Source organism: Chromobacterium haemolyticum (assembly GCF_002081825.1).
GTDB lineage: Bacteria > Pseudomonadota > Gammaproteobacteria > Burkholderiales > Chromobacteriaceae > Chromobacterium > Chromobacterium fluminis.
Genome location: NZ_MUKU01000004.1, coordinates 32,527 through 54,383 on the forward strand (window position 1 = coordinate 32,527; position 21,857 = coordinate 54,383).

The 21,857-nt window shown below is 63.5% G+C and carries 17 protein-coding genes; 8 read left to right on the forward strand and 9 right to left on the reverse strand.

Features of this window, described 5'->3' with window-relative positions; all coding sequences use genetic code 11:
- From B0T39_RS03560 to B0T39_RS03580, 5 genes are all read right to left on the reverse strand, one after another.
- Positions 1-4,698 carry a hypothetical protein gene (locus tag B0T39_RS03560; protein ID WP_141111068.1) on the reverse strand — a complete coding sequence of 1,566 codons (4,698 nt, stop codon included), beginning with the start codon at positions 4,696-4,698 and terminating at the stop codon, positions 1-3.
- 65 nt (positions 4,699-4,763) lie between these two features.
- Entirely contained in the window at positions 4,764-7,268 is a 2,505-nt protein-coding gene (locus tag B0T39_RS03565) for a CS1-pili formation C-terminal domain-containing protein (RefSeq protein WP_141111069.1), read from the reverse strand.
- Positions 7,269-7,341: 73 nt separating this feature from the next.
- Complete coding sequence (locus B0T39_RS03570) at positions 7,342-8,037, reverse strand: fimbria/pilus periplasmic chaperone (RefSeq protein WP_081544848.1); 696 nt, start codon at positions 8,035-8,037, stop codon at positions 7,342-7,344.
- A 63-nt stretch (positions 8,038-8,100) separates the two neighbouring features.
- Complete coding sequence (locus tag B0T39_RS03575) at positions 8,101-8,736, reverse strand: hypothetical protein (RefSeq protein ID WP_081544849.1); 636 nt, start codon at positions 8,734-8,736, stop codon at positions 8,101-8,103.
- A gap of 319 nt (positions 8,737-9,055) precedes the next feature.
- Positions 9,056-9,580, reverse strand: a complete 525-nt coding sequence (locus tag B0T39_RS03580; protein ID WP_081544850.1) for a hypothetical protein — start codon at positions 9,578-9,580, stop codon at positions 9,056-9,058.
- Between the two features lie 798 nt (positions 9,581-10,378).
- Between B0T39_RS03580 and B0T39_RS03585 the strand changes: the two genes are divergently transcribed.
- Positions 10,379-10,582 (forward strand): cold-shock protein, encoded by a 204-nt coding sequence (locus B0T39_RS03585; protein WP_081544851.1) that lies wholly within the window; start codon positions 10,379-10,381, stop codon positions 10,580-10,582.
- Positions 10,583-10,665: 83 nt separating this feature from the next.
- On the opposite strand, the gene B0T39_RS24795 is transcribed toward B0T39_RS03585, so the two are convergent.
- From B0T39_RS24795 to B0T39_RS03600, 4 genes are all read right to left on the reverse strand, one after another.
- Entirely contained in the window at positions 10,666-10,848 is a 183-nt protein-coding gene (locus B0T39_RS24795) for a hypothetical protein (protein WP_141111070.1), read from the reverse strand.
- Positions 10,849-11,514: 666 nt separating this feature from the next.
- Entirely contained in the window at positions 11,515-13,344 is a 1,830-nt protein-coding gene (glmS, locus tag B0T39_RS03590) for a glutamine--fructose-6-phosphate transaminase (isomerizing) (RefSeq protein WP_081544852.1), read from the reverse strand.
- Positions 13,344-14,135 (reverse strand): DeoR/GlpR family DNA-binding transcription regulator, encoded by a 792-nt coding sequence (locus tag B0T39_RS03595; RefSeq protein ID WP_081544983.1) that lies wholly within the window; start codon positions 14,133-14,135, stop codon positions 13,344-13,346. The genes glmS and B0T39_RS03595 overlap by 1 nt, the downstream gene beginning before the upstream one ends.
- A 45-nt stretch (positions 14,136-14,180) precedes the next feature.
- Entirely contained in the window at positions 14,181-15,515 is a 1,335-nt protein-coding gene (locus tag B0T39_RS03600) for a sigma-54 interaction domain-containing protein (RefSeq protein ID WP_254894482.1), read from the reverse strand.
- A 330-nt stretch (positions 15,516-15,845) separates the two neighbouring features.
- On the opposite strand from B0T39_RS03600, the gene ddaH reads away from it, so the two are divergent.
- The 7 genes from ddaH (at position 15,846) to pta (ending at position 21,843) form a co-directional block, all read left to right on the forward strand.
- The gene (ddaH, locus tag B0T39_RS03605; RefSeq protein ID WP_081544854.1) at positions 15,846-16,607 is read left to right on the forward strand and encodes a dimethylargininase; all 762 of its coding nucleotides are present in this window, start codon (positions 15,846-15,848) and stop codon (positions 16,605-16,607) included.
- Between the two features lie 63 nt (positions 16,608-16,670).
- Positions 16,671-18,080, forward strand: coding sequence for a basic amino acid/polyamine antiporter (locus B0T39_RS03610; protein ID WP_081544855.1), 1,410 nt, complete (start codon positions 16,671-16,673; stop codon positions 18,078-18,080).
- Between the two features lie 272 nt (positions 18,081-18,352).
- Positions 18,353-18,688 carry an ethanolamine utilization microcompartment protein EutS gene (gene eutS / locus B0T39_RS03615; RefSeq protein ID WP_081544856.1) on the forward strand — a complete coding sequence of 112 codons (336 nt, stop codon included), beginning with the start codon at positions 18,353-18,355 and terminating at the stop codon, positions 18,686-18,688.
- 10 nt (positions 18,689-18,698) lie between these two features.
- Complete coding sequence (locus B0T39_RS03620) at positions 18,699-19,175, forward strand: EutP/PduV family microcompartment system protein (RefSeq protein ID WP_081544857.1); 477 nt, start codon at positions 18,699-18,701, stop codon at positions 19,173-19,175.
- A gap of 13 nt (positions 19,176-19,188) precedes the next feature.
- Positions 19,189-19,875 (forward strand): ethanolamine utilization acetate kinase EutQ, encoded by a 687-nt coding sequence (gene eutQ / locus B0T39_RS03625; protein WP_081544858.1) that lies wholly within the window; start codon positions 19,189-19,191, stop codon positions 19,873-19,875.
- Positions 19,876-19,882: 7 nt separating this feature from the next.
- Entirely contained in the window at positions 19,883-20,695 is an 813-nt protein-coding gene (eutT, locus tag B0T39_RS03630) for an ethanolamine utilization cob(I)yrinic acid a,c-diamide adenosyltransferase EutT (protein WP_081544859.1), read from the forward strand.
- Positions 20,692-21,843 (forward strand): phosphate acetyltransferase, encoded by a 1,152-nt coding sequence (gene pta, locus B0T39_RS03635; protein WP_081544860.1) that lies wholly within the window; start codon positions 20,692-20,694, stop codon positions 21,841-21,843. The genes eutT and pta overlap by 4 nt, the downstream gene beginning before the upstream one ends.
- Positions 21,844-21,857: the final 14 nt, after the last annotated feature.

The window sequence follows — 21,857 nt, forward strand, 5'->3', positions numbered from 1 at the left end:
TTATTTGGCCAGTTCCAGGCTCATCTCCACCCGCACCGCGCCCGCGCCGAGCGCTCGGCCGTACCACGGCGCGCCCTGCATCGTCTGCAACGACACCGGGTCATCCAACGGGAACAAGACGCTGAACGGCAGCTTGCGCTTCTCCAACCCCTGGGCGGGATCGCTGCCGTCGTCCAGCCAGGCCCCCGCGCTCAGATCGTGTTGCACCGTGCCGGAACAATTGTCCGCTTCGAGCCGGCTGCCGCCGCCGGCGGCGTCGAACGCGACCCAGGCCGGGAACAGCACGCCCTGCCGCTCATCGTCCTTCAAGGCGAAGCGGCACATCCCTTCCCGCTGGCTGGCGCCGTGCTGGTTGTCCAGCGACAGCACCGCCTTGACCGCGCCCAGGCTGCGTTGGCTCAAATAGCGCCGCGCCGCGCCGCGTTCCAATGTGCCCGACGGCGGCAAATTGGCCATTTGCGCGCTCACCAGATAATCCAGCCGGATCCGGCCATTGGGCTCGCCCACCCGGCCGCCGCCATGATTCGAACCCTCGCTGGCCGGCAGCACCGAAACGCTGGGCTTGGGCTGATAGATCCGGCCCACGGCGAACCTGGCCTCGGCGGGCGGCTCCGCGCCCGGCTTGCTTTCGCTCAAGACCGCGCCCAGCTCCAGCGCGCGCGTATTGCGCCGGCTATCGTCAAAGCCCTGAGTCGGCACCTCCACCACCAGGGTATCGCTGCCCTGCGGCTGGATCACCGCGCCCCAGTCGCCGGTATTCAGCGCGGAAGTCAGCACCTTGTCCCCATCCTTCACCGTCACCCTGCCACCTTGATAACCATCGTCCGCGGCTTCGCCATCCTGCGGCCGGGTCCGCAGCCACAAGGTCAGCGCCTGGGGCGCCGGCGCGTTCAAGCGCAGTCGGTAGCGCAGCGGCGTGTTGACCACCACATCGCCGCTGGACTCCAGCGACTCCAGCGCCCAGTTCGGCACAATGGAAAAATCCTTGTCCAGGGTCTTGTCCCCCTCCAGACTGACCGCGATATGGTAGGCGTCGCGGCTGCCGCTGACCGATTTGGCCTTGATGTCCAGCGCCAGCGACACCCGGTCGCCCTTGGCGGGCTGGAAAGAGAACACGCAATCCTTGTCGCACTGGGGCTTGATCTCGCCGTCAGCAGTCCGCAGCCTGGGTGTCTCCAGCCCCCAAGGCACACCCTTGCCCGCCACGGTGACAGTCAGATCGTGGCCGCCGAGGGACACCCCTTTGGTGAAAATCTTGTATTTCAAATCGTCCCCAACCCGGCCTTCTTCCGGGCCATCGATGGAGACCAGCTTCAGCTCCTCCGTGACGGCATTCACCGCGGCATAAGACCAGCCGGAATAGTTGTATTCGCAGGAAACGGTTTTAAGGCCTGGATTGCCCCCGGTCTGGGTTCGGAGCTTGAATCTCACCGGGAACGGATGCTGGGCGGGAAGAATGTGCAAGGTTTGGCGTCCCTTCAAAGGCAACATGCCAATATATTGGCCATTATTATCTCTAAGCTCGACGGCGTCGGGATCGCCAAACAGCTGGTCGGTAAGGTGCAGATCACACTCCAACTTGTGGTCATTCATCCCTGCGCCAGGCCCATCGATGATATCGATAGCAAACTCGACCTCGGTCTTCAAAGCCGTGCTCACCATATCCGGGTTGACGCTGACATTCGTGATCCTCGCTTCATTCTTCTCAAACCAGCGGAACCAGTCCGGTGGTTTTTGACCGTTGAAACTCACATCGACACTCTTGGTGTTGGCGTTTTGATCGATGGTGCAGCCTGGCTTGCCAAAGCAGGCATGCTTGAACTCGAAGTTCAGCGCCTGGGTGCCCACCGGCAGCATCAAGGGCTCAAGCAGATTGATGTCTTTTTCGCCTAGAATCGCCGGCGAAAACCGCACATGCGCTTTTTTCTCCAACACCGAGTCGCTGACGTCGCCGAAGCGGATCTCGTCCGGACCGCCCGCCACCACCTGCTCATTCAACACCAGCGTAATCGACGCCGGCACCGTCTTCATCACCCCCTCGTGGCGGGTGCCAAAAACGAAACCCACCTCGCCGCCCCGCTGCGTCGGCTGGGGCACCTCCAGTGGCAGCGTCAGAACATCGTCGCGCTCCCCGGAGTAAAACACCGCCTCCATCGCCTCTGCTCGGCGGCCGCGGCCGGCCGGCGGCAAAAACAACTCCACCGCCTTGGCGCCGGCGAACTGCGCCACCTCCACGCTCTCGCCCAGCCGATGCCAAGGCTGCGTTCCCACCCGGAAGCGCGCCTTGGGCAGCGCTTGCCGACTGCGAATGCTGAAGCGGACAGCGCCGCCGCTCTTGGCCTGGGACTCGCCCTCCACCGAGCGCAGCGCGCAGACCCGTCCCTCGATCCCGTCCACCGTCTCCGGACGACAGCCGGACAACGGCGGCCCCAGCCTCAAGGCCGCGCTTTTTTCCGCCTGCGCCCGCACCGTCACCGGCTGACCGCCGCGCTCCGCCTCCAGCGTCAGCAACTGCCGGCCGCCCAAGGGCTGGCGCAGCCATTCGGCAAAGGCGCGCTCATTGAACACCGGGTGGACTTGTCCCGTTTGCCGCATCGCGCGGCCAAGGCTGACCCGCCCCTCGCGATCGGAGAAACCGGCGATGAAGGCCAGCGGCAGCGCCTGTTTGGCTTGCAGCTCGCCGCCGCGCGCGCTAGCCGTCCCCGCGTCCACATACCAGGTGGCGGCGCGCTGGCCCGCCCGCGGCCGCCGCGCACCGTATAGGCTTTGTCCGGGTTCGGCTTGCAAGGTAGTGAGGTAGTGCTGCTGGCTGGGCTGATCCTCTATCGTCAGCAGCTTGAGCGAGCCGACGCCGGCGACCGGCGTCGGCAAATAGCTTTGCGGCAGGCTCAGCGGGAAGCGATCTCCCTGCTGCTGGCGGCCGCTGGAATAGAAATAGGCGTCCACCAGGGTGGACAAAGGCTGCCCCCCGACGGGCGCCGACGCCCCGCGCAGCAAGCCGTCGGCGGCCGGCAAAAACAACTCCAGCCGACTGGCGCCGGCCAACTCGGCCACCGCCACGCTTTCGCCCAAGTTATGCCATGGCCCGCCCGCGCGAAAACGGCCTCCCGGCAGCGGGCGCTTGGCGCGGACCAGCAGACGGATATCGCCGCCCGCCCGGCTCCGCATCTCCAGCCGGCGCAGCACGCAGCGCTGGCCAGCCACGCCGTCCACCAAGTCCGGCCGGCATGCTGTTTCTACCGGCGCGGCCAACGTCAGCCTGGCCTGCTGGCTCGCATTCACTTGATAGGCCACCGTCTCCCCGCCGCTGCGCAGGCCTTCCACCGTCAGCCGCCGCTGCCCGCCCAAGGGCTGATGCAGCAAAACGGCGAACGCGCTCTCGCTGAACACCGGATTGAGAAAAGGCGCCGCGGCGCTGACCCCGCTCTGTATCTGGCCCTGCGCGTCGGCAAAACCGGCGAAGCCGCCGATGGGGCTGGCATGGCCCAGTTGTTGCAGCGCGAACAAGGGCGGCCGCGCGCCGCTTTCCAGATACCAAGCGGCGGCGCGGCTGCCGTTTTGCGGATGGCGCTCGCCATAAATGGCCTGGTCCTGGCTGCCGTTGACGGTGGTGACGTACTGGCGGCCGCTGGACTGATCATCGATCAGCAGCAGGCCCAGCCGCGAATAGCGCTTATGCACGAACGGCCGCTCCCCGCCCATCGCTGGCAGTTGCAGATTGAAGCGGTCGCCGTTGAACAAACGCGAGCGCGAGTAAAAACCGGCCTCCACCAAGGTGTCCAGACGGATTTTGGGATGCGCCGCGATAAACGCCTGGCGCTGCTCCGCCGGCGGCGGCACAAAAAAGACCTCCACCGTCCTGGCGCGGGCGAAAGCGGCGATGGGCACGCTGTCGTTGATATGGCGCCACTCGCCGCCCACCCTGAAGCGGGCCTTGGGCGTTTCCACCATTTTGGCGCGCACGGTGAACATCAGATCGCCGCCGCTGCTGGCATTGCTTTGACCCGCAATGGTTCGCAACACGCACAGCTTGCCGGCGGCGCCCTCCACCGTTTCATTGCGGCAGCTATTGACCGGCGCGGGATTGAGGATCAGGTGAGCGCGCTTGCTCACCTGCGTGACGAAGCGGCGCTCGTCGCCGCCGGCCAGCGTTTCCACGAAAGACAACTCGCGCGACGCGCCGGGCGCTGCCTTCGCGATGGTGTCAAACGCCAGCTCGCTCAGCACCGGGTTGACCTGACGGCCCTGCGCCGGCCGAAAGACGTCCCCGCTCAGGCCAACGGCCGCGCCATGCGCATCCGCCATGCCGCGAAAAGCCGGCAAGGGCTGCAACTGGCTGATTTCCCGCACCTGGGCATCCGACTTGTGCGTATACCAGGTGGCGACTTTCTTGGCGCCGCCTCGTGGCGCGCGCGCGCCGAAAATGGCCTGAGGCTGGCTGCCGGGCAGGATGCCGCCGCTGCTGCCCAAGGTGCTCAGGTACTGCGTGCCGGCCAGCCGGTCTTCAATCAGGATCACATCCTGCTGGCTGCGCCATTCCTGCCGGCCCAAGGACGCCGGCGGCTGCGCCGGAATCGGCGCCGGCCGCATGCCGATCACCGGCAGGAGCGGAAGCCGCGGCACGCTGGCCGGCGACATCTGCGCCAATCCCGCGCCGATGCCGGCCATCAATATCAGGGGGGAAATCCATGGTTTCATTTTGATCCGTCTATCCTGCTGGAATAGGGGTAAAAGCCTGTGCAAAGTCTCGCGATCAAGCCGGTTCAGCCTTCGTCTTCGCGCAAGGGCGCGTAGACCCGCTGCGGGTCCCGGCCATAGACAATCTTGCCCAGCCAGGCGGTGGCGCCGGCGTGCTTCAAGTCCAGGCTGACCCGGAAACGTTCCGCCGCGTCGGGCTCCACGCTGACCTCCGGATGGTGCTGGTCCACGTCGATGGCGAAGTTGCCCTGCTCGTCGGTCTGAGCCTGGCCGATATGATTGCGCACCGTGACATGCCGCAGCGGGCTCCCGTCGGCGGCGGCCAGCTGGCCGAACACCGTCACCATCTGTTTGACCTTGGGCGTCACCCGCACCACATTGCCCGGATAGAGCGTGTATTCGTGGTCCGTCTCGGAAACGTCGTAGCTGGCCTTGCCGCTTTCCGCGTCGCGCACATAGAAGTGGTAAGTGTTGTAGGCCGGCAGCGCGATCCAGTTGCGGCCCTGGCGCAAGCCGTAAGTCTGCTCGTTCAGCACCGCCTCCAGCGCGCCGTCCGGCGTCTCCGGCACATCAACGACGATGCCGGCCTCGTCCTGCCCGCCGCCAGCGGCGAGGGCCCCGGCGCCCCAGGCCAGGCCGCCCTGCATATTGACGCTGGCGCTGCGACTGTCCTGCTCGGCGTCCACGGACACATTGCCCTGGCCATAACGGCCGTTGAAACCGACATAGGCGCCGAAGCTGGAGGATTGGCCCTCGGCCCCCTCCCGGCTGATGCTGGCATTGACGCCGGCATCGTCGATCACACTGTCTTCAAACGATTTGCTGGCCGATAGGTCCAGAGTGTCGCCGCCGTCCCGATGCGACATGCCCACGCTGAAATTCCCGTCGATGGCCAGGTTGAAGGTCATCATCGCGTAGTACTGCTGATCCCTCGTCTTGCCGTTCAGGTTGCGGCTGGCGCCAAGCTGCAGTTGGGCGCTGCCCCATTTGCCGTTGTACATCTGCCGCGAATAATCGCTGCGCATGTATCGGTAGCCGGTACCCAAACCCCTGTCGTGGCTGAGATTGAGCGAGCCGGCGTCGACGCCCCAGCCGCGCAAATTGAAGTTGGCGCCCACGGAGTCGTAATCCCGGGCGTAGAAATTCAGCCGCCGGCCCTGCTCGCCGCGCTCGCTGGTCAGCCACACCCCGCCGATACCGCGGGGCAGCGCCAGATTGAGCGTACCCACTCGCCGCCGGGTGCCGTCGCTGGCGAACAGGTTTTGCAGGCTGGCGCGCACCGCGTCGGACAACTGCCAGGAGGCGAAGCCTTCTTCCACCGTGGTCTTGTCGTTCTGATACAGCGTCAGATTCCAGTCCATCCCATGCCAGAGCGCGCCCACTGACAGGCCGAACAAGGAGCGGTAAGCTCCGCCCTCGTCCGCCTGAGCGCCATTGCCCTCGTAGCGGGACATCGCCTCGCTGGCGCCGCCCCAGACCTGCCAATTCAAACCGTCGCGCAGGCTGGAGCCGCCCACCGGCTTGTTGACGCGATACACGCGGCGGCTCTGCACCTGGCCCGCGATCAGGACTTCAACCTCCACATCGTAGACACCGGCCTGCAAGAGCGAAGTGTCCAGCCGATGATTGCCCATGCCCAGCCGTTGCGTGTTCAACAAACGGCCTTCGCGCTTGATGCGCACCTCGCCGGTGGCCGGCAGATAAACGTCGATGGGATTCAATGACTGGCTGGCGTCCAGCTTCAGGGTCTGGCTGGCATTGCCGTAGGAAAAGCCGTACATCCGCTTGCCGTCCAGCGTGGAAACATTACCCAGGCTTTGCAGATTCCAGCCGTCCACCATGCCCAGCGCCAGCCGCTTGCCGTCGATATCCCGCTCATACATCAAGCGATCCAGCGTCACGCTCTGGTCCGACGCCGCGTCGTCCAGATAAGCGGACCCCATCACATTGACATGATCGACCCCCAGGGACGTGGTGTCGTCGAAAGTGAGATAGGCAGAGGAATGGCCGCGGCCCTGATTACGCGAGCTATAGCCGTTGAACGAATACTTCAGCACGCTGGACAAGGCCGCCGAGGACGGCGCCTGCAACACCGACTCCCGCAGATGGGCCTGATCGATGGCGAAGCCGGCCGGATCCAGAAACAGATCCACTCGCATCGCCATCATATCCAGCTGCAGATGCTCGTCGGCGCTGATGCTCAACTCGCCGCTGGGCGAAAACACCCACCCCGCCGCCTGCCGCAAGGCCTGGATCGCCGCCGGGCTCAACACGCTTTTCTTCTGGGCGACCAACGGTTTGACGCTTTCCAGCCGCATCGAGCCATCCGCCAGCAACTTCACCGTCAATGTCGCCGAGACCACGCCCTCGTCCGAGCTTTGCGCCGCCGAGCGCGCCACCAACGGCATGGAGACGCCCTCGCGCAACATGTCCTTGATCTCCGGCGACAAGGCAAGCTTGTTTAACTGCACTTTCTGCGCCAAGGGCCGGCGCACCGCGTCCGCCGCCGTGGCCGGAACGCCATCGGCGACCGCCATCTCCGCCAACGCCAGCGCACTTAAAAAAGCCATCCCGTTTATTAGATCGATATGCCTCGCCAACTTCATTCCGCCTCACCCAACCGCTTTGAATCCATCGCCGCCATCACGCATCGCCTGCCAACGTCTCTTTTTCCGCTTCCAGGAATTTGCCATCCCGTTGCAGCATCACTTTGTCTTGGTGCTTGCTGACATCGATGGTCTTGAAATTCACCGCGTAACCCGGGCCGATCCAATAACGCTCCTTGCAGACCTCGCCCAGCTGCTTATCCCTGCACGGCCCGTAAGCAATCGCCTGAAACGAGACATTGCCCTGGTTTGCCAAACGGCCACGCTGATAGGCATAAGAAAAATGCTGGCGCTTGGGAAAAACCAGCAGATTGGTCTTGATCCCGGTCAGGAATTCGACATCTCCGCTTTTCTCCGAGCCGGCGCTGTCATCCGCCAAACCCAGCAAGGTGTTTTTCCAGGTCACTTTGTAATAACGCTCCCGGTCATCTCGGGGGCCGCTGTAAATAAAACGGACCGGCTGATCCTGCCCCGCCGCCAGCAAAATCCGGGCTGGGGTGAATTGAATGCTGGCGCCATCGGTATTCACCTCGTGCGCGCCCTCATAGGGCGAATCCACCTGAGTCACGCTCACCGTCAACAAGGACGCCCGCTTCTCTGTGTTTCTGACATGAATCGCGATCTCCCCCTTATCGGACGGAATCGCAGAAGTCATATCGGAAACCTGAATCGCCCCAGCCCATGCCGGCAGCAGCAAACAAGCCAAAACGTGAAACCTCAACCACCATGACATCAATAAAATTCCTCAAAATAAAAAGGGAGCTAGGCTCCCTTTTCTTGGCGCTACGATTAGAAATCAGAGCGCGACGCGTTTACCATTCCCGTCTTCGTCTTTTAGCGTTTTCTCCCAGGAGGCGTCCAGAATCAGGTCGAATTTGCCGACATACTGGCCATCGCTCAGCTTGGAAGCGTCGGTCACAATGGCGCCATTGGCGTCCTTGCCGCTGACAAATTCCGCTTTCAACTGCGAAGTGCCCTTACTCTCGCCGGCAATAGCCGCCACTTTCACAAATTCGCCAAACCCGGCCAAACCGTCCAGGTCCTGCGGCTCGGCCTTCAGTTTCACCTGTTTGCCGGCATGATCCGTCACGCTCAGATCAAAATCCATTTCACCGATGGAGGCGGTATGGCTCAGTTGATGCTGTACCGAGGAGGCTTTTACCTTATAACCGCTGATGGTGTATTCATCCGAATTCAGCATGCGGATATCAAAATCCAGATCCTTGGATTCAATGGTTTTAGAAATCGGGCTGTACAAGAAATGCACATTCGGATTTTTAGCCGTGATCTCAATAGCGTGCGAGCTATCCTTGTCGGCAGTAACATTCCATTCAGCGGAAGTGCGGGTAGAACCGGGGGTGGGAATACCGTCGGCTTGGGCCCCGACGCTGAATACCGCAGCCAGCAAAGCAGGCAGCACGACTTTATTCATAATTTCGCTTTCAATGACAATTCGGAAAATAAAAGCTGTAAATACAGTCAACAGCTGTATCTGGCCTGTCATTATCGAAAAGCCACCGGTCAAACGCTATAAGAGCACTCTCAAAATATCCGGCGGCCTGGAAGCTGAGAGCCTGTTCAAAGTCTCGCGAGCAAGGGCGAGACAAGGCGAAAACCGTGGAGAAAGTGAAATGTAGAAGTGGGATATGAGCACGTCGAAGTGGCGCTGACCGTGCCGCGTCTCACAAAACACAGCAGGCCGTACAACAGCCAGCCCCGCACACGAGGCCGGCTGCCTCCTCCTCCCCGGCTTAGCTCCTCTTCTTCTTCCGACCCAACTTGCGCGGCAAGGCTTCCAACTCATCCAGGCTGAGATGGAGGCGGTTCACCGCCTCCACATGCCTCGGCAGGTCCACCTGCTCCACCCCCAGGTTCAACAACAACTCCAGATAGTTGAAGAAGCTCTTGCACATACGGCGGCGGTGGCCGCGTTGGCTGAAATCCATATCGCTGGCGATGCGGAACAGCAAGCCACGCGCGGAGTGCTGGCGGTTGAGTTTCAGCATCTGCGCCAGATGGGCGGCGTACTGATGGCCCAAGGCGCGGGCTTCACATTCATCCTTGGCCTCGGCCGGCTGCCAGTAATGCGGATAGGTGCGGCCTTTGATGCGGCGGATGAAGGGCAGGCTGAGGTCTTTGGCGTGGGGGCCGGCAAACCGGTAACGGGAGCGCGGCCCTAGCGGCGGGAGTGGAGAGGCGTCCTGATGGACGTCTTGAGTTTCAGTAGCGGACGGAGAGAGTTCGATGCCTAGCACCGGACGGACAAGCTTTACCATTTGCAACCTCCTGAGCAGAAGGGCCCGGCCGCAAGGCGGCAGGGCGGGCACATGACAAGAGTTAGTCTACCGGTGGACTCCTACTAAAACCGGCGCACCCGTGAGGGCGCCACTTGCCACGGCCCGCCCGGATAGGCAAAGCGATAGCAACGGTTGCACTGTGAAACAGCGCATCCGCGATAGGAGTCCAAGTCGGGAGACTAAGCCCGAGCGCCGCGATTGCTGTGGCGCGGGGGCTATTGTTGGGGAGGCGCGGGAGAGCGTCAAGCCAGCGGCATCCGGAGGGATAGGAATGGGCGCGCCTGGCGCGCTGCGCGTGGCGGATTCAGTCCATCACTTAAATTCTATAGCGCCCGTCCAAAATCTCGCGAGCAAGGGCGAGACAAGGCGGGAACGGCCGAGAAAACGGGGGGTACAAGGGGGTACATGAGCATTTCGAAGTTGGTTTCAACACCGTATCGCCGACGCACAGTAGATCGTAAACAGGTTCTGAGCGTTGCGCCTCCTCGCCGTACTACTGCTACCGCCTGCGTCGGCACGCCTCGGCTCAGGTTCTTCACGAAGTGTTGTGTGAGCCGCTCTTCTTGGTGTTTTTTCGGCTGTCTTGCGGGGAATTTTAAAAATTACCGTTGACCTCTAAGCGGCTTTCCTGTACAAAGTCCGGGCACGATCTTCAAGCGTCATACTATCGATACCTCGTTGCCCATCAAAGTGGGTCTTCATTGTTTCCTTATTTATTCCTTGATTATCATGCCATACGATAATTTTATTGTCCTTAACTGACACATGGAGTGCATTATGGAAACCGGTACCGTTAAATTTTTCAATGACGCAAAAGGCTTTGGCTTTATCACCCCGGACAATGGCGGCGACGACCTGTTCGCTCACTTCTCCGAAATTCGCGCAGATGGCTTCAAGTCCCTGCGTGAAGGTCAAAAAGTAAGCTTCACCCGCGCAATGGGCCAAAAAGGTCCGGCAGCGTCCGCGATTCAGCCGCTCTAAGCATTACAGCGTCTAAATGACAAAGCCCCTTAACGGGGCTTTTTATATTTTAAAAATAAAACCTGCCGTGAGGCAGGTTTTATTTATTGGATGGCCGTAATGTATGCATCACCCTGATAGCTCGCAGTCTCTACACCACATGCGGAACTAAACGTAACCATAAAACGGCGACCAATCTGCGTAATAGATATGACTTCAAATGCAATTGCAACATTTTTAATATGCTGAATGATTTTATCGCCTATTTTTAATTCATTTATTTTCAATTATTTTCCTTATAACCTGCACTCTGTACATAGCTGTTAACATCTTTGTCTTCTTTGCGTTGAATGCTCTGGCTTAACTGTTTTGGATCAGAAATTGATTCGCCCTTTAGTTATAGCACTATTTCAACAGCAGCATAGTCCTCTTCAAGCACACGGATATTGTGCAGCTTCATTTCGCCAGAAACATAAGTAAGAACTTCCGCACTATTTATTATCTATCCGAATGCGAAAATTGGATTCCAGCCACATCTCAATAACCATGCCTTCCCGTTCAACCATGCCTTCTTCTGGCATCGCAGATCCAATCTGGAAAAACACCCGACCAAGCGTATAAACACACGTCGGCATAATCGATAACTTTGGCAAACCTAGGCAGAAAATGCTGCGCGAAACGACAGCAGCTAAGGCGAGGCGGGCAACGGTTGCGGAGAGCCACCGTTGAAGAGATTGGTCGCATTATGCATGCTATATCATTGATTTGTCAAATTTTTCTAAATCCATCCAACACGACTGGCACAAGATACTCCCTAGACGGCCCCCCTCTCCGGTAAACATGCCTGCAAGCGGGAATAAGCCCGGCAAGCTAACTTACCAGGCTTTGTTACATCTTTATTGATTATGCGAGATATTTATTGTCTGTAAATACATCGGCCTGACAACCCCATCTCACTCCACCGTCACGCTCTTGGCCAGATTGCGCGGCTTATCTACATCGGTGCCGCGCGCCAGCGCCACGTGGTAGGCCAGCATCTGCACCGGGATGGCGTGCACCACCGGGCTGAGCACGCCGACATGGCGCGGGGTGCGGATCACGTGCACGCCGTCGGATTCGCTAAAATGGCTGTCCAGGTCCGCGAACACAAACAGCTCGCCGCCGCGCGCGCGCACTTCCTGCATATTGGATTTCACCTTTTCCAGCAGCGCGTCGTTGGGGGCGATCACCACCACCGGCATGTCTTCGTCCACCAGCGCCAGCGGGCCGTGCTTGAGCTCGCCGGCCGGGTAGGCTTCGGCGTGGATGTAGGAGATTTCCTTCAGCTTGAGCGCGCCTTCCAGCGCAATGGGGAAATGCAGGCCGCGGCCCAGGAACAGCGCATTGTCCTTGGCGGCGAACTTGTCGGCCCAGGCCTTGATCTGCGGTTCCAGGTTCAGCGCGTGCTGCACGCTGCCCGGCAGGTGGCGCAGTTCGTCCAGGTAGCGCGCCTCGTCGGCCGCGCTGACTTTGCCGCGCATCTTGCCCAGGGTCACCGCCAAGGCGAACAGGCCCACCAATTGGGTGGTAAAGGCCTTGGTGGAGGCCACGCCAATCTCCGCGCCGGCGCGGGTGAAGAACACCAGTTCGCTGGCACGCGGGATCGCGGATTCGCGCACATTGCAGATCGACAGCGCGTAGCGGTGGCCTAGTTCCTTGGCGTATTTCAGCGCTTCCATGGTGTCCAGCGTCTCGCCGGATTGGGAGATGGTGGTCACCAGGTAGTTGGGGTTGGCCCAGGCGCTGCGGTAGCGGTATTCACTGGCGATTTCCACGTCGCACTGCACGCCGGCTATGGTCTCGATCCAGTATTTGGCGGTCAGGCCGGCGTAATAGCTGGTGCCGCAGGCCAGGATCTTCACGCCTTCCAGCTGCGGCAGTACTTCGCCGGCGCGCTCGCCGAACAGCTCGGGATTGAAGCCGTAGTCCTGCACCGCGTCTATGGTGTCGGACAGCGCCTTGGGCTGCTCGTGGATTTCCTTCTGCATGAAGTGGCTGTACGGACCCAGCTCCAGAGAGGCCAGCGACACGTCGGACACATGCACCGGGCGTTGCGCCGGCTGGTCGTCTTTGTCCAGCAGCTCCACGCCGTCGCGGGTCAGCCGGCCGATGTCGCCCTCTTCCAGGAAGATCACGCGGCGGGTGGCGGACACGATGGCGGAAACGTCGGAGGCGATGAAGTTCTCGCCGTCGCCCAGGCCCACCAGCAGCGGGCAGCCCATGCGCGCGCACACCAGTTCGTCCGGGCGGTCCACCGCGATCACGCCGATGGCGTAAGCGCCGGTCAGCTCGCGGCTGGCGCGCTTGACCGCGTCGAACAGGCTGTCGCCGGCCTGGTAGTAGTGATGCACCAGGTGGGCGATGACTTCGGTGTCGGTCTGCGATTCGAAGGCGTAGCCCAGGCCTTTCAGGCGCTCACGCTGCTCTTCATGGTTTTCGATGATGCCGTTGTGCACCACGGCGATCTTGCCGAAGGATACGTGCGGGTGGGCGTTGGGCTCGGTGACCCCGCCGTGGGTGGCCCAGCGGGTATGGCCAATGCCCACCTGTCCTTGCAGGCTCTCTTCCGCGGCGGCGTTTTCCATCTCCGCAACGCGGCCGACGCGGCGCACGCGACGGATGGCGTCGCCGGCCAACACCGCCACGCCCGCGGAGTCGTAGCCTCGATATTCCAGCCGCTTCAGGCCCTCCACCAACACCGGAACCACATTACGCGCCGCGATGGCGCCAACAATGCCGCACATTACTTTCTCCTTGGACTATCAGTGGGCGAGGACGCGCAGATCAGCGCAATGCCCTTCGCCTGAATTTGGGTTCTGGCCTCCGCCGACAAGGCATCGTCGGTCACCAGGGTATGGATGCGCTCCCACGGCAATTCCAGATTGGGGATGCGCCGGCCTATCTTTTCCGACTCCACCATCACGATGACTTCGCGCGCCACTTCGGCCATCACGCGCGACAGACCCACCAGTTCGTTGAAGGTGGTGGTGCCCCGCTCGAGATCGATGCCGTCGGCGCCGATGAACAGCTGATCAAAATCATAGGAACGCAGCACCTGTTCCGCCACCTGGCCCTGGAAGGATTCGGAATGCGGGTCCCAGGTGCCGCCGGTCATCAGCAGCGTGGGTTCGTTCTCCAGCTCGCGCAGCGCGCCGGCCACGTTAAGGGAATTGGTCATCACCACCAGGCCGCGCTTATTGCCCAACAGCGGAATCATCGCGCTGGTGGTGGTGCCGCTGTCTATGATTACGCGGTTGTGGTCGCGAAGGCGTTCGGCGGCGGTGCGGGCGATGGCGATCTTTCGTTTTGAAACCTGTTCCGCGTCTTCCTCAACCACCATCTCCGACGGCAAGGACACCGCGCCGCCGTAGCGGCGCAGCAGCAGGCCGCCGGTTTCCAGCAGGGCCAGGTCTTTGCGTATGGTCACTTCGGAGGTGGAGAAGCGCTTGGTCAGCTCGTCCACGCTGACCTCGCCGCGTTCCTGCACCAGGGCGGCAATGGCGTGACGGCGTTGCTGAGTGTTTCGCTTGGTCATTTTATGTTTCGTTTCGAAAGTTTTGCGATGATAGCAGCGCAATTTCTACCGCGCAAGCGGACCCATCAGCCCCAGCCGCCGCATCCGCGACACAAACGTGCTGCGCGCCAGCCCCAGTTGCCGCGCGGCGGCGGATACATTGCCCTGATGCGCGGCCAGCGCGGCCTGGACCTGCTCGGCTTCGCGCGCGCGCAGCTGGCCGCGCAGGCCGCCGTCGGCGCGCGGCGTGACGTCCGGCACGCCCGCGTGCAGCGCGATCCGTTCCAGCCGCGCGCCGCCGTCGTGCAGCAGCAGGCTGCGGCGCAAGATGTTTTCCAGCTCGCGCACATTGCCGCGCCAGTCCTGAGCCAGCAGCACGGCCTCGGCCTCCGGCCCCAGTTGCGTCACCTGCGGCTTGAGCTCCGGCGCGTGGCGGGCCAGCAGCTCGCGGGCCAGCAGCGGCACGTCGCCGCGCCGGTCGCGCAGCGCCGGGATGTGCACGTAGCCGACGTTGAGCCGGTAGTACAGGTCTTCGCGCAAGCGCCCCTGCTCCACCGCGGCCAGAGGTTCCTGGTTCAGCGCCGCGATCAGCCGCACATTGGCCAGCAGCGATTGATGGCTGCCCAGCGGCTGGTAGCTGCCGTCCTGCAGCACGCGCAGCAGCTTGCCCTGTAGCTGAATCGGCATGGAGTTGAGTTCGTCCAGGAATAGCGTGCCGCCGTCGGCCTGGCTCAGCAGGCCCTTGCGGTTTTCCGCGCCGGTGAACGCGCCGCGGACGGTGCCGAACAATGTGCTTTCCAGCAGGGTGTCGGGAATGGCCGCGCAGTTGACAGCGAACAGCGGCCGGCTGCCGCGCGGGCTCAGCGCGTGCGCGCGGCGGGCGAACAGCTCCTTGCCGGTGCCGGTTTCGCCGTAGATCAGGATCGGCAGCTCGCTGGCGGCGAAGGCGTCCAGCCAGGCGATCTGCCGGCGCATCTGCGGGTCGGCGGTGGCGATGCGGGGCACGTCCACGTCCTCACCGCGATGATTGGGCATATGCCGCAGTTGGCGGCCGATCTCGATCGCGCCCAGCAGGTTGCCGCCGCGGCCCGTCAGCGGCACGGCGGTGTGCAGATAGGGTATGGCCTGACCGTCGGGGCCGATATAGGACTGGCACACATCGGTGAAGCGCGCGCCGCGCTCCAGGCATTGCAGCAGGGTGCTGTCCTCCCGCGTCAGCCAGGGGTTTTGCTCCAGCACCTGCTTGCCAATCACCTCGTCCGCGTCCACGCCGTCCATGCGCGCGCTGGCCGGGTTGTAGTAGACGAAACGGCAGTCGGCGTCGACCACGGTGGCCGGCCGGTCCAGCGTGTCCAGCACCGGCCGCAGGCAGGCCACCAGCCAATCCAGTTCTTCGTTCACGCCCATCCTCCTTTCGCGCCTCTCGCCCAGCGCTCCGCCCGAGCGGATTCGCCGTTGTTATTGACCAATATTCGCCATATTGCGCCAGCTTCCTTGCCATGTCTCGCCAACCTGGACACCAAAAATCGTCAATTAACCAAACTGGCTGCTACTCACCCTGGCCTCCAACGCAAAAACCCCGCGCACTCACGCCGCTGCGGCCGATTTCGGCACGTCGGCGGCGCACAAGCTTGACCGTGGTCAAACAAAAACGGCGGCCGAAGCGCCGCGGCTGGCACGCTAGTTGCAGTTAAACAGGCGATATCCCCAACCAAGCATCAGGAGATCGCAATGTTCAAGCACATCATCGCCCGCACCCCTTGCCGCGGACTGGTCAACGGCATTTCCTCCAGCAATCTGGGCAAGCCCGACTATGAAAAGGCGCTGGAACAGCACAACGCCTACATCCGCGCACTGCAGACTTGCGGCGTGGACATCACCATCCTGCCGCCGGCCGAGGACTTTCCGGATTCGGTGTTCGTGGAAGATCCGGCGCTGTGCACGCCGCACTGCGCCATCGTCACCCGGCCGGGCGCGGACAGCCGCCGCGACGAGGCCAGCCTGATGGAGCCGGTGCTGCGCCGCTTCTATCAGCATGTCGAGCGCATCCAGGCGCCCGGCACGCTGGATGCCGGCGATGTGATGATGGTGGGCAGCCATTTCTATATCGGCGAATCCGCCCGCACCAACGCGGAAGGCGCGCGCCAGTTGATCGCCATTCTGGAAAAGCACGGCATGAGCGGTTCGGTGGTGCCGCTGGAGGAAGTGCTGCACCTGAAGACCGGCCTCGCCTATCTGGAGAACAACAATCTGCTGGCCGCCGGCGAATTCATCACCAAGCCGGAGTTCCAGAAATTCAACATCATCGCCATCCCGGAAGAAGAGTCCTACGCCGCCAACTGCATCTGGGTGAACGGCAAGGTCATCATGCCCTCCGGCTACCCGCGCACCCGCGACCGCATCGCCGCGCTGGGCTATGCGGTGATCGAGGTGGACACCTCCGAATACCGCAAGGTGGACGGCGGCGTCAGTTGCATGTCGCTGCGTTTCTGAAGGCATTGAGCGCGTGAAACCCGGGGCGCGTCCGCGCGCCCCGTTTCGGGAGAGGAATCAGGAATGACACAAGCCGCAGACAAAAAGCTGGGCGTGGTGCCGCTCACCGCGCTGGTGGTGGGCGCCATCGTCGGCAGCGGCATCTTCAGCTTGCCGCAAAACATGGCGGAGGGCGCCGGCGCCGGGGCCATCCTGATCGCCTGGGTCATCACCTTCATCGGCATGCTGGCGCTGACGCGCATTTTTCAATGGCTGTCCATCAACCGGCCGGACATCGGCGACGGGGTCTACGGCTACGCCCGCAACGGCTTTGGCGACTACCTGGGCTTCAACGCCGCCTGGGGCTACTGGATCTCGGTGTGGGTGGGCAACGTCGGCTATCTGGTGGTGATGTTCAGCGCGCTGGGTTCGTTCCAGGCGTTGGGCTTCTTCGGCGACGGCAGCACGCTGCCGGCGCTGCTGTGCGGCCTGCTGTTGCTGTGGACGCTGCACGGCTTCGTGCTGCGCGGCGTGCAGTCCGCCAGCTTGCTCAATGTGATCGTCACCATCGCCAAGATCGTGCCCATTGTCCTGTTCGTGCTGTGCGTGGCGCTGGCGTTCAAGGTCCAGACCTTCCGACTGGATTTCTGGGGCGGCGCTTCGCTGGGCGGCGTTGGCCAGCAAGTGAAGAACACCATGCTGTACACCGTGTGGGTATTCCTGGGCATAGAGTGCGCGACGGTCTACGCCAGCCGCGCCAAGAATATGCGCACGGTCAGCCTGGCCACGGTGCTGGGCTTCGGCATCACCATGCTGCTGCTGGTCTGCGTGTCGGTGCTGTCGCTGGGGGTATTGCCGCAGGCGGAACTGGCGGCGATGAAGAACCCGTCAATGGCGGCGGTGCTGGAAAAGGTGGTAGGACCGTGGGGTGGCGCGCTGATCAATATCGGGCTGATCCTGTCGGTGGCCGGCGCCTTGCTGGCCTGGACGCTGATTTCGTCCGAAATGCTCTACCTGGCCGCCCGCGGCGAAGGCCACACCGCGCCCGCCTGCTTCGGCAAGCTTAATGCCAGCGGCGCGCCCGCCAACGCGCTGTGGCTGACCAATGGGCTGATCTCGTTGTTCCTAGTCATCAACCACCTGAACAACGCCGGCTACAACCTGCTGATCCAGCTGGCGTCCGCGATGGCGCTGATCCCCTATCTGCTGTGCGCGGCGTTCAGCCTGAAGCTGGCGTGCTCCGCGCCGGCGAAACAGGCCGGCTTGCTGGCGCTGACCTTGCTGGGCACGGTCTACGGCGCCTGGCTGATCTACGCCGGCGGAATGAAATTCCTGCTGCTGTCGATGATTCTCTACGCCTTGGGCCTGCCGTTCTACCTGCGCGCACGGCGCGAGCGCGGGCTGCCGGCGTTTTCCCGCCGTCGAGACGCCGCGCTCGCCGCCGGCGTGGCCGCGCTGGGCGGGCTGGCCATCTGGTCGCTGGCGGCGGGGTAGCTCGTCAACTCATCGGAGCCGCGCCTTTGTCGCGCGGCTCCGATCCGCATTCGTAGCACCATTCCCCCACGCAGGCGCTTCCCCGCGCCCAGCGTTCCGGCGCCGGAGCCGTGAAACAGGCGTCGCCGCGGGCTGTCTCCATGCCCTTTTCCACCCTGGCTCGCCAAACGTTTGACCCAAGCCTCTGCCTCGCAAGATTTTCCGATTTTTGATACAGGCCGCCGAGCAGTCTGGACTAGCATCGTCTCAATCCGAAAAACCATGGTGACGTTATGGAAAAGGAACGCATCATTCAGGAGTTCGTGCCCGGCAAGCAGGTGACGCTGGCGCATCTGATCTCCCATCCCACCGAAGAGCTGTCGCGCAAGATCGGCGTGGCTCAGGCCGAAGCCATCGGCATCATGACGCTGACGCCCGGCGAGACCGCGATGATAGCCGGCGACCTGGCCTGCAAGGCCGCCGCCATTGAAATCGGCTTCCTGGACCGCTTTTCCGGCGCGCTGGTGATCACCGGCAGCAGCGGCGCGGTGGAGGAAGCGCTACACCAAACCATAGCCGGCCTGCAACGACTGCTGGGCTATGCCGTGTGCCAGCTGACGCGCTCCTGAGGGCCGCCCCATGCAAGTTCCTATCCGATATGCGCTGCTGGGACCGGTCGAGGCCGGCAAATCCACTCTGTTCCACGCCCTGGGCGGCGGCGGCGCGGTGCGCAAAACCCAAGCGCTGGAATACGACGCGCAAGGCTGCATCGACACCCCGGGCGAATTTTTCAGCCATCCGCGGCTGTTCCACGCGCTGATCAACAGCACCGCCGAGTGCGAGCTGCTGATCTACGTTCACCCCGCCAACGATCTGGAATGCCGGCTGCCGCCGGGCCTGTTGGACGTGCATGGCCACCAGCGCGTGGCGGTGGTGATCAGCAAGACCGACCTGCCCGACGCCAGGCCCGACGCGGTGGAGGCCATGCTGCGCGAACGTGGCTTTGGCGGCGACATCCTGCGCGTGTGCGGCCTGCGGCCGGACAGCGTGGCCGAACTCAAGGCCCGGCTGGGGCTGAATTCCGAATCCGCCGCCTCGTCGCGGCAAACAGCATGAGGCGAGTAGCAAGATGAAAAAGCTGATCAGTGCCGAAACCGTGCGCGCGGCCCATGCCGCCGGAGAACACGCGCTTTGTGTCAGCCCGCGCGAACACATCGTCACCCCGGAAGCGCGGGTGGTGGCGGAGCGCCTGGGCCTGGCCCTGACCGAGGGCGACAACGCAGCGACGGCCGCAGGCCCCGCGCCCGCCGCCGAAACTCCGGCCGCGCCAAGCAGCGAGGCCGAGGCGCTGGCCGAAATCCGCGCCCAGGTCTTGTCGCGGCTGCCGCCGGGCTCGGTGGCGCCCGAGTTGGTGGAACAACTGGTGCGCAAGGCCGCCGCCGAGCTCCAGGGCGCGACCGAACGAGAGCCCGCCATCAAATGCGTCCGCGCTCAGGATGTGCGCATGGGCATATTCGACGGCGCCGGCCCCGGACAACAGGTAGGCATCGCCGATGTGATCACCGCCGCCGACGGCAGTTCGATGGCCGCCGGTTTCATGCAGTGGGAACAGGCCTTCTTCCCGTGGACGCTCAATTACGACGAGGTGGATCTGGTGCTGGAAGGCGAACTCCACATCCGCCGCGACGAGCAGACCACGGTGGCCAAGGCCGGCGACGTGGTGTTCATTCCCAAGGGTTCCAGCATCGAGTTCGGCACCCCGAGCCGGGTTCGTTTCTTGTACGTGGCCTACCCGGCCAACTGGCAAAGTTGCTGAGGCCGCCATGGGCAACTTCATCACCGAAGACTGGCTGCGCTCCCGCTACTCGCTGGCTCGGCATACCGAAATCCATCTGCCGCGCGACGCCAGGTTGACGCCGTCGGCCGAGGAGTTGCTGAAAAGCCGCGCCATCGTCGTCCGTTACCTGGACCCGCAGGGCAGCGTCTTCGACGCCGGCGCCGACGGCGAGCGCCGCGCGGTGCACGCGCTGACCGGCGACAGCGCGCAGCGGCAGGAATGCCGCTGCCTGCTATGCCGCCAGCCGGTGGCGCGCAAGACCGAGGCGCTGACCCATCTGGACGCCAACACCCTGGTCCCCAAAAACCATCCCCGCATCGCCCTGCGCGGCAAGCTGGACAGCGCCATCGCCCAGGCGGTGTGGCTGCAGGCCGAATGGGACGAGCGCCAGGCGCCCGCGGCGCTGGCGCGCTGCCTGGCCGATATCCGCTCGGCGCTGGGCAACGCGTTGCGCGCCGAGGTCAGCGGCGAACCCATGCCGCCCATCGCCATGGGCGAGGCCAACGAGGCGCGCCTCCACGCGCTGTCGCACCAGCCGCTGGCCCTGCTTGGCCACGACCACATCGTGCCCGCCGTCGAGCACGGCGCGGAAGTGGCGCGGCTCAATCTGCTGCGCGCCGCGATACGCGAGTGCGAAACCATGGCCGCCGGCCTGTATCTGGACGCGGATTTCCAACTAAGCCGGCCGGACATCCTGCAAGGACTCAACCGCCTGAGCAGCGCGGTATACGTGCTGATGCTGCTGGCCTTGCTGGCCAAGCGCGGCCAGCCGCTGCCCGGGCTGGGAGAAACAAGATGAACCTTCTGCTCCAGCAATGCCGCCTCGACGCGCATGAGCGCCCAGCCCGCATCGTGTTCCCCGACAGCCTGGACCCGCGCTGCGTGCGCGCCGCGCACCAGCTGGCGCTGGCCGGCCTGGCTCGGCCCATCCTGCTGGCCAACCCATTCGAGCTGCGCCATTTTTGCCATCTTCAAGGCCTGCCGCTCACCGGTTTCACCGTCCATGACCCGGCCGTCTCGCCACGGCTGCCCGCCTACCAGGCGGCGCTGGCCGCGCGCCTGCCCAAGGAAGGCGCGGATGCGCTGCTCGCCTCGCTGCGGCGGCCGCTGTGGTTCGGCGCGGCCATGCTGGCGGCCGGCGACGCCGATCTGTGCATCGCCGGCAACCATTCCTCCACCTCGGACGTGCTGCGCGCCGCGCTCAAGGTGATAGGCCTCGCGCCCGGCAACCGCACGGTGTCGTCCATCTTTTTCATGTTGCCGGCGGATGGCGACGAGCCGCTGGGCTTCGCCGACTGCGGCGTGGTGCCGCAGCCCACCGCCGAGCAGCTGGCCGACATCGCGCTGGCCAGCGCGGACAGCTACCGCCAGGTCACCGGCCGGGAGCCGCGCGTGGCCATGCTGTCCTTTTCCAGCCACGGCAGCGCCCGCCACCCTGACGCGGAAAAAGTGCGCGCCGCCGTGGCGCTGGCGCGCGGCCGCAGGCCGGAACTGATCCTGGACGGCGAGCTGCAATTCGACGCGGCGATGGTGCCGGACGTGGCCGCCGGCAAGGCGCCGGACAGCCCGCTGGCCGGGCGCGCCAATGTGCTGGTCTTCCCGTCGCTGGAGGCCGGCAACATCGGCTACAAGATCGCGCAGCGGCTGGCCGGCTACCAGGCGCTAGGCCCAATGGTGCAGGGCCTGGCCCGCCCGCTGCACGATTTGTCGCGCGGCTGCAGCGTGGAAGACATGGTCAACGTCAGCCTGCTGGCGATGAAGATGAGCCGCGCCAGCGGCGCGGAGGAGATCCGGGGCCAGGGCGCCGCGCGCCTCCCGGCCGCCGACAGCGCGCTTCATGGCGCGGCCCCGGCATGGAACGCCCCCGCCCTTGCCCGGCAAGGGAGCCTCGCCTTAGAGCAGGCGAGCCGGGGCAGGCAAGCCGAGAACGCTCCGCGTTCCCGTTAGAGACAGACAGATAT

Excerpts from the sequence above, each read along its gene's own strand:
- B0T39_RS03575 (WP_081544849.1), bottom strand. The coding sequence starts at position 8,736 with ATGAATAAAGTCGTGCTGCCTGCTTTGCTGGCTGCGGTATTCAGCGTC.
- ddaH (WP_081544854.1), top strand. The coding sequence starts at position 15,846 with ATGTTCAAGCACATCATCGCCCGCACCCCTTGCCGCGGACTGGTCAAC.
- eutT (WP_081544859.1), top strand. The coding sequence starts at position 19,883 with ATGGGCAACTTCATCACCGAAGACTGGCTGCGCTCCCGCTACTCGCTG.
- B0T39_RS03585 (WP_081544851.1), top strand. The coding sequence starts at position 10,379 with ATGGAAACCGGTACCGTTAAATTTTTCAATGACGCAAAAGGCTTTGGC.
- eutS (WP_081544856.1), top strand. The coding sequence starts at position 18,353 with ATGGAAAAGGAACGCATCATTCAGGAGTTCGTGCCCGGCAAGCAGGTG.
- glmS (WP_081544852.1), bottom strand. The coding sequence starts at position 13,344 with ATGTGCGGCATTGTTGGCGCCATCGCGGCGCGTAATGTGGTTCCGGTG.
- B0T39_RS03610 (WP_081544855.1), top strand. The coding sequence starts at position 16,671 with ATGACACAAGCCGCAGACAAAAAGCTGGGCGTGGTGCCGCTCACCGCG.
- B0T39_RS03560 (WP_141111068.1), bottom strand. The coding sequence starts at position 4,698 with ATGAAACCATGGATTTCCCCCCTGATATTGATGGCCGGCATCGGCGCG.
- B0T39_RS03580 (WP_081544850.1), bottom strand. The coding sequence starts at position 9,580 with ATGGTAAAGCTTGTCCGTCCGGTGCTAGGCATCGAACTCTCTCCGTCC.
- pta (WP_081544860.1), top strand. The coding sequence starts at position 20,692 with ATGAACCTTCTGCTCCAGCAATGCCGCCTCGACGCGCATGAGCGCCCA.
- eutQ (WP_081544858.1), top strand. The coding sequence starts at position 19,189 with ATGAAAAAGCTGATCAGTGCCGAAACCGTGCGCGCGGCCCATGCCGCC.
- B0T39_RS03570 (WP_081544848.1), bottom strand. The coding sequence starts at position 8,037 with ATGTCATGGTGGTTGAGGTTTCACGTTTTGGCTTGTTTGCTGCTGCCG.
- B0T39_RS03565 (WP_141111069.1), bottom strand. The coding sequence starts at position 7,268 with ATGGCTTTTTTAAGTGCGCTGGCGTTGGCGGAGATGGCGGTCGCCGAT.
- B0T39_RS03595 (WP_081544983.1), bottom strand. The coding sequence starts at position 14,135 with ATGACCAAGCGAAACACTCAGCAACGCCGTCACGCCATTGCCGCCCTG.
- B0T39_RS03620 (WP_081544857.1), top strand. The coding sequence starts at position 18,699 with ATGCAAGTTCCTATCCGATATGCGCTGCTGGGACCGGTCGAGGCCGGC.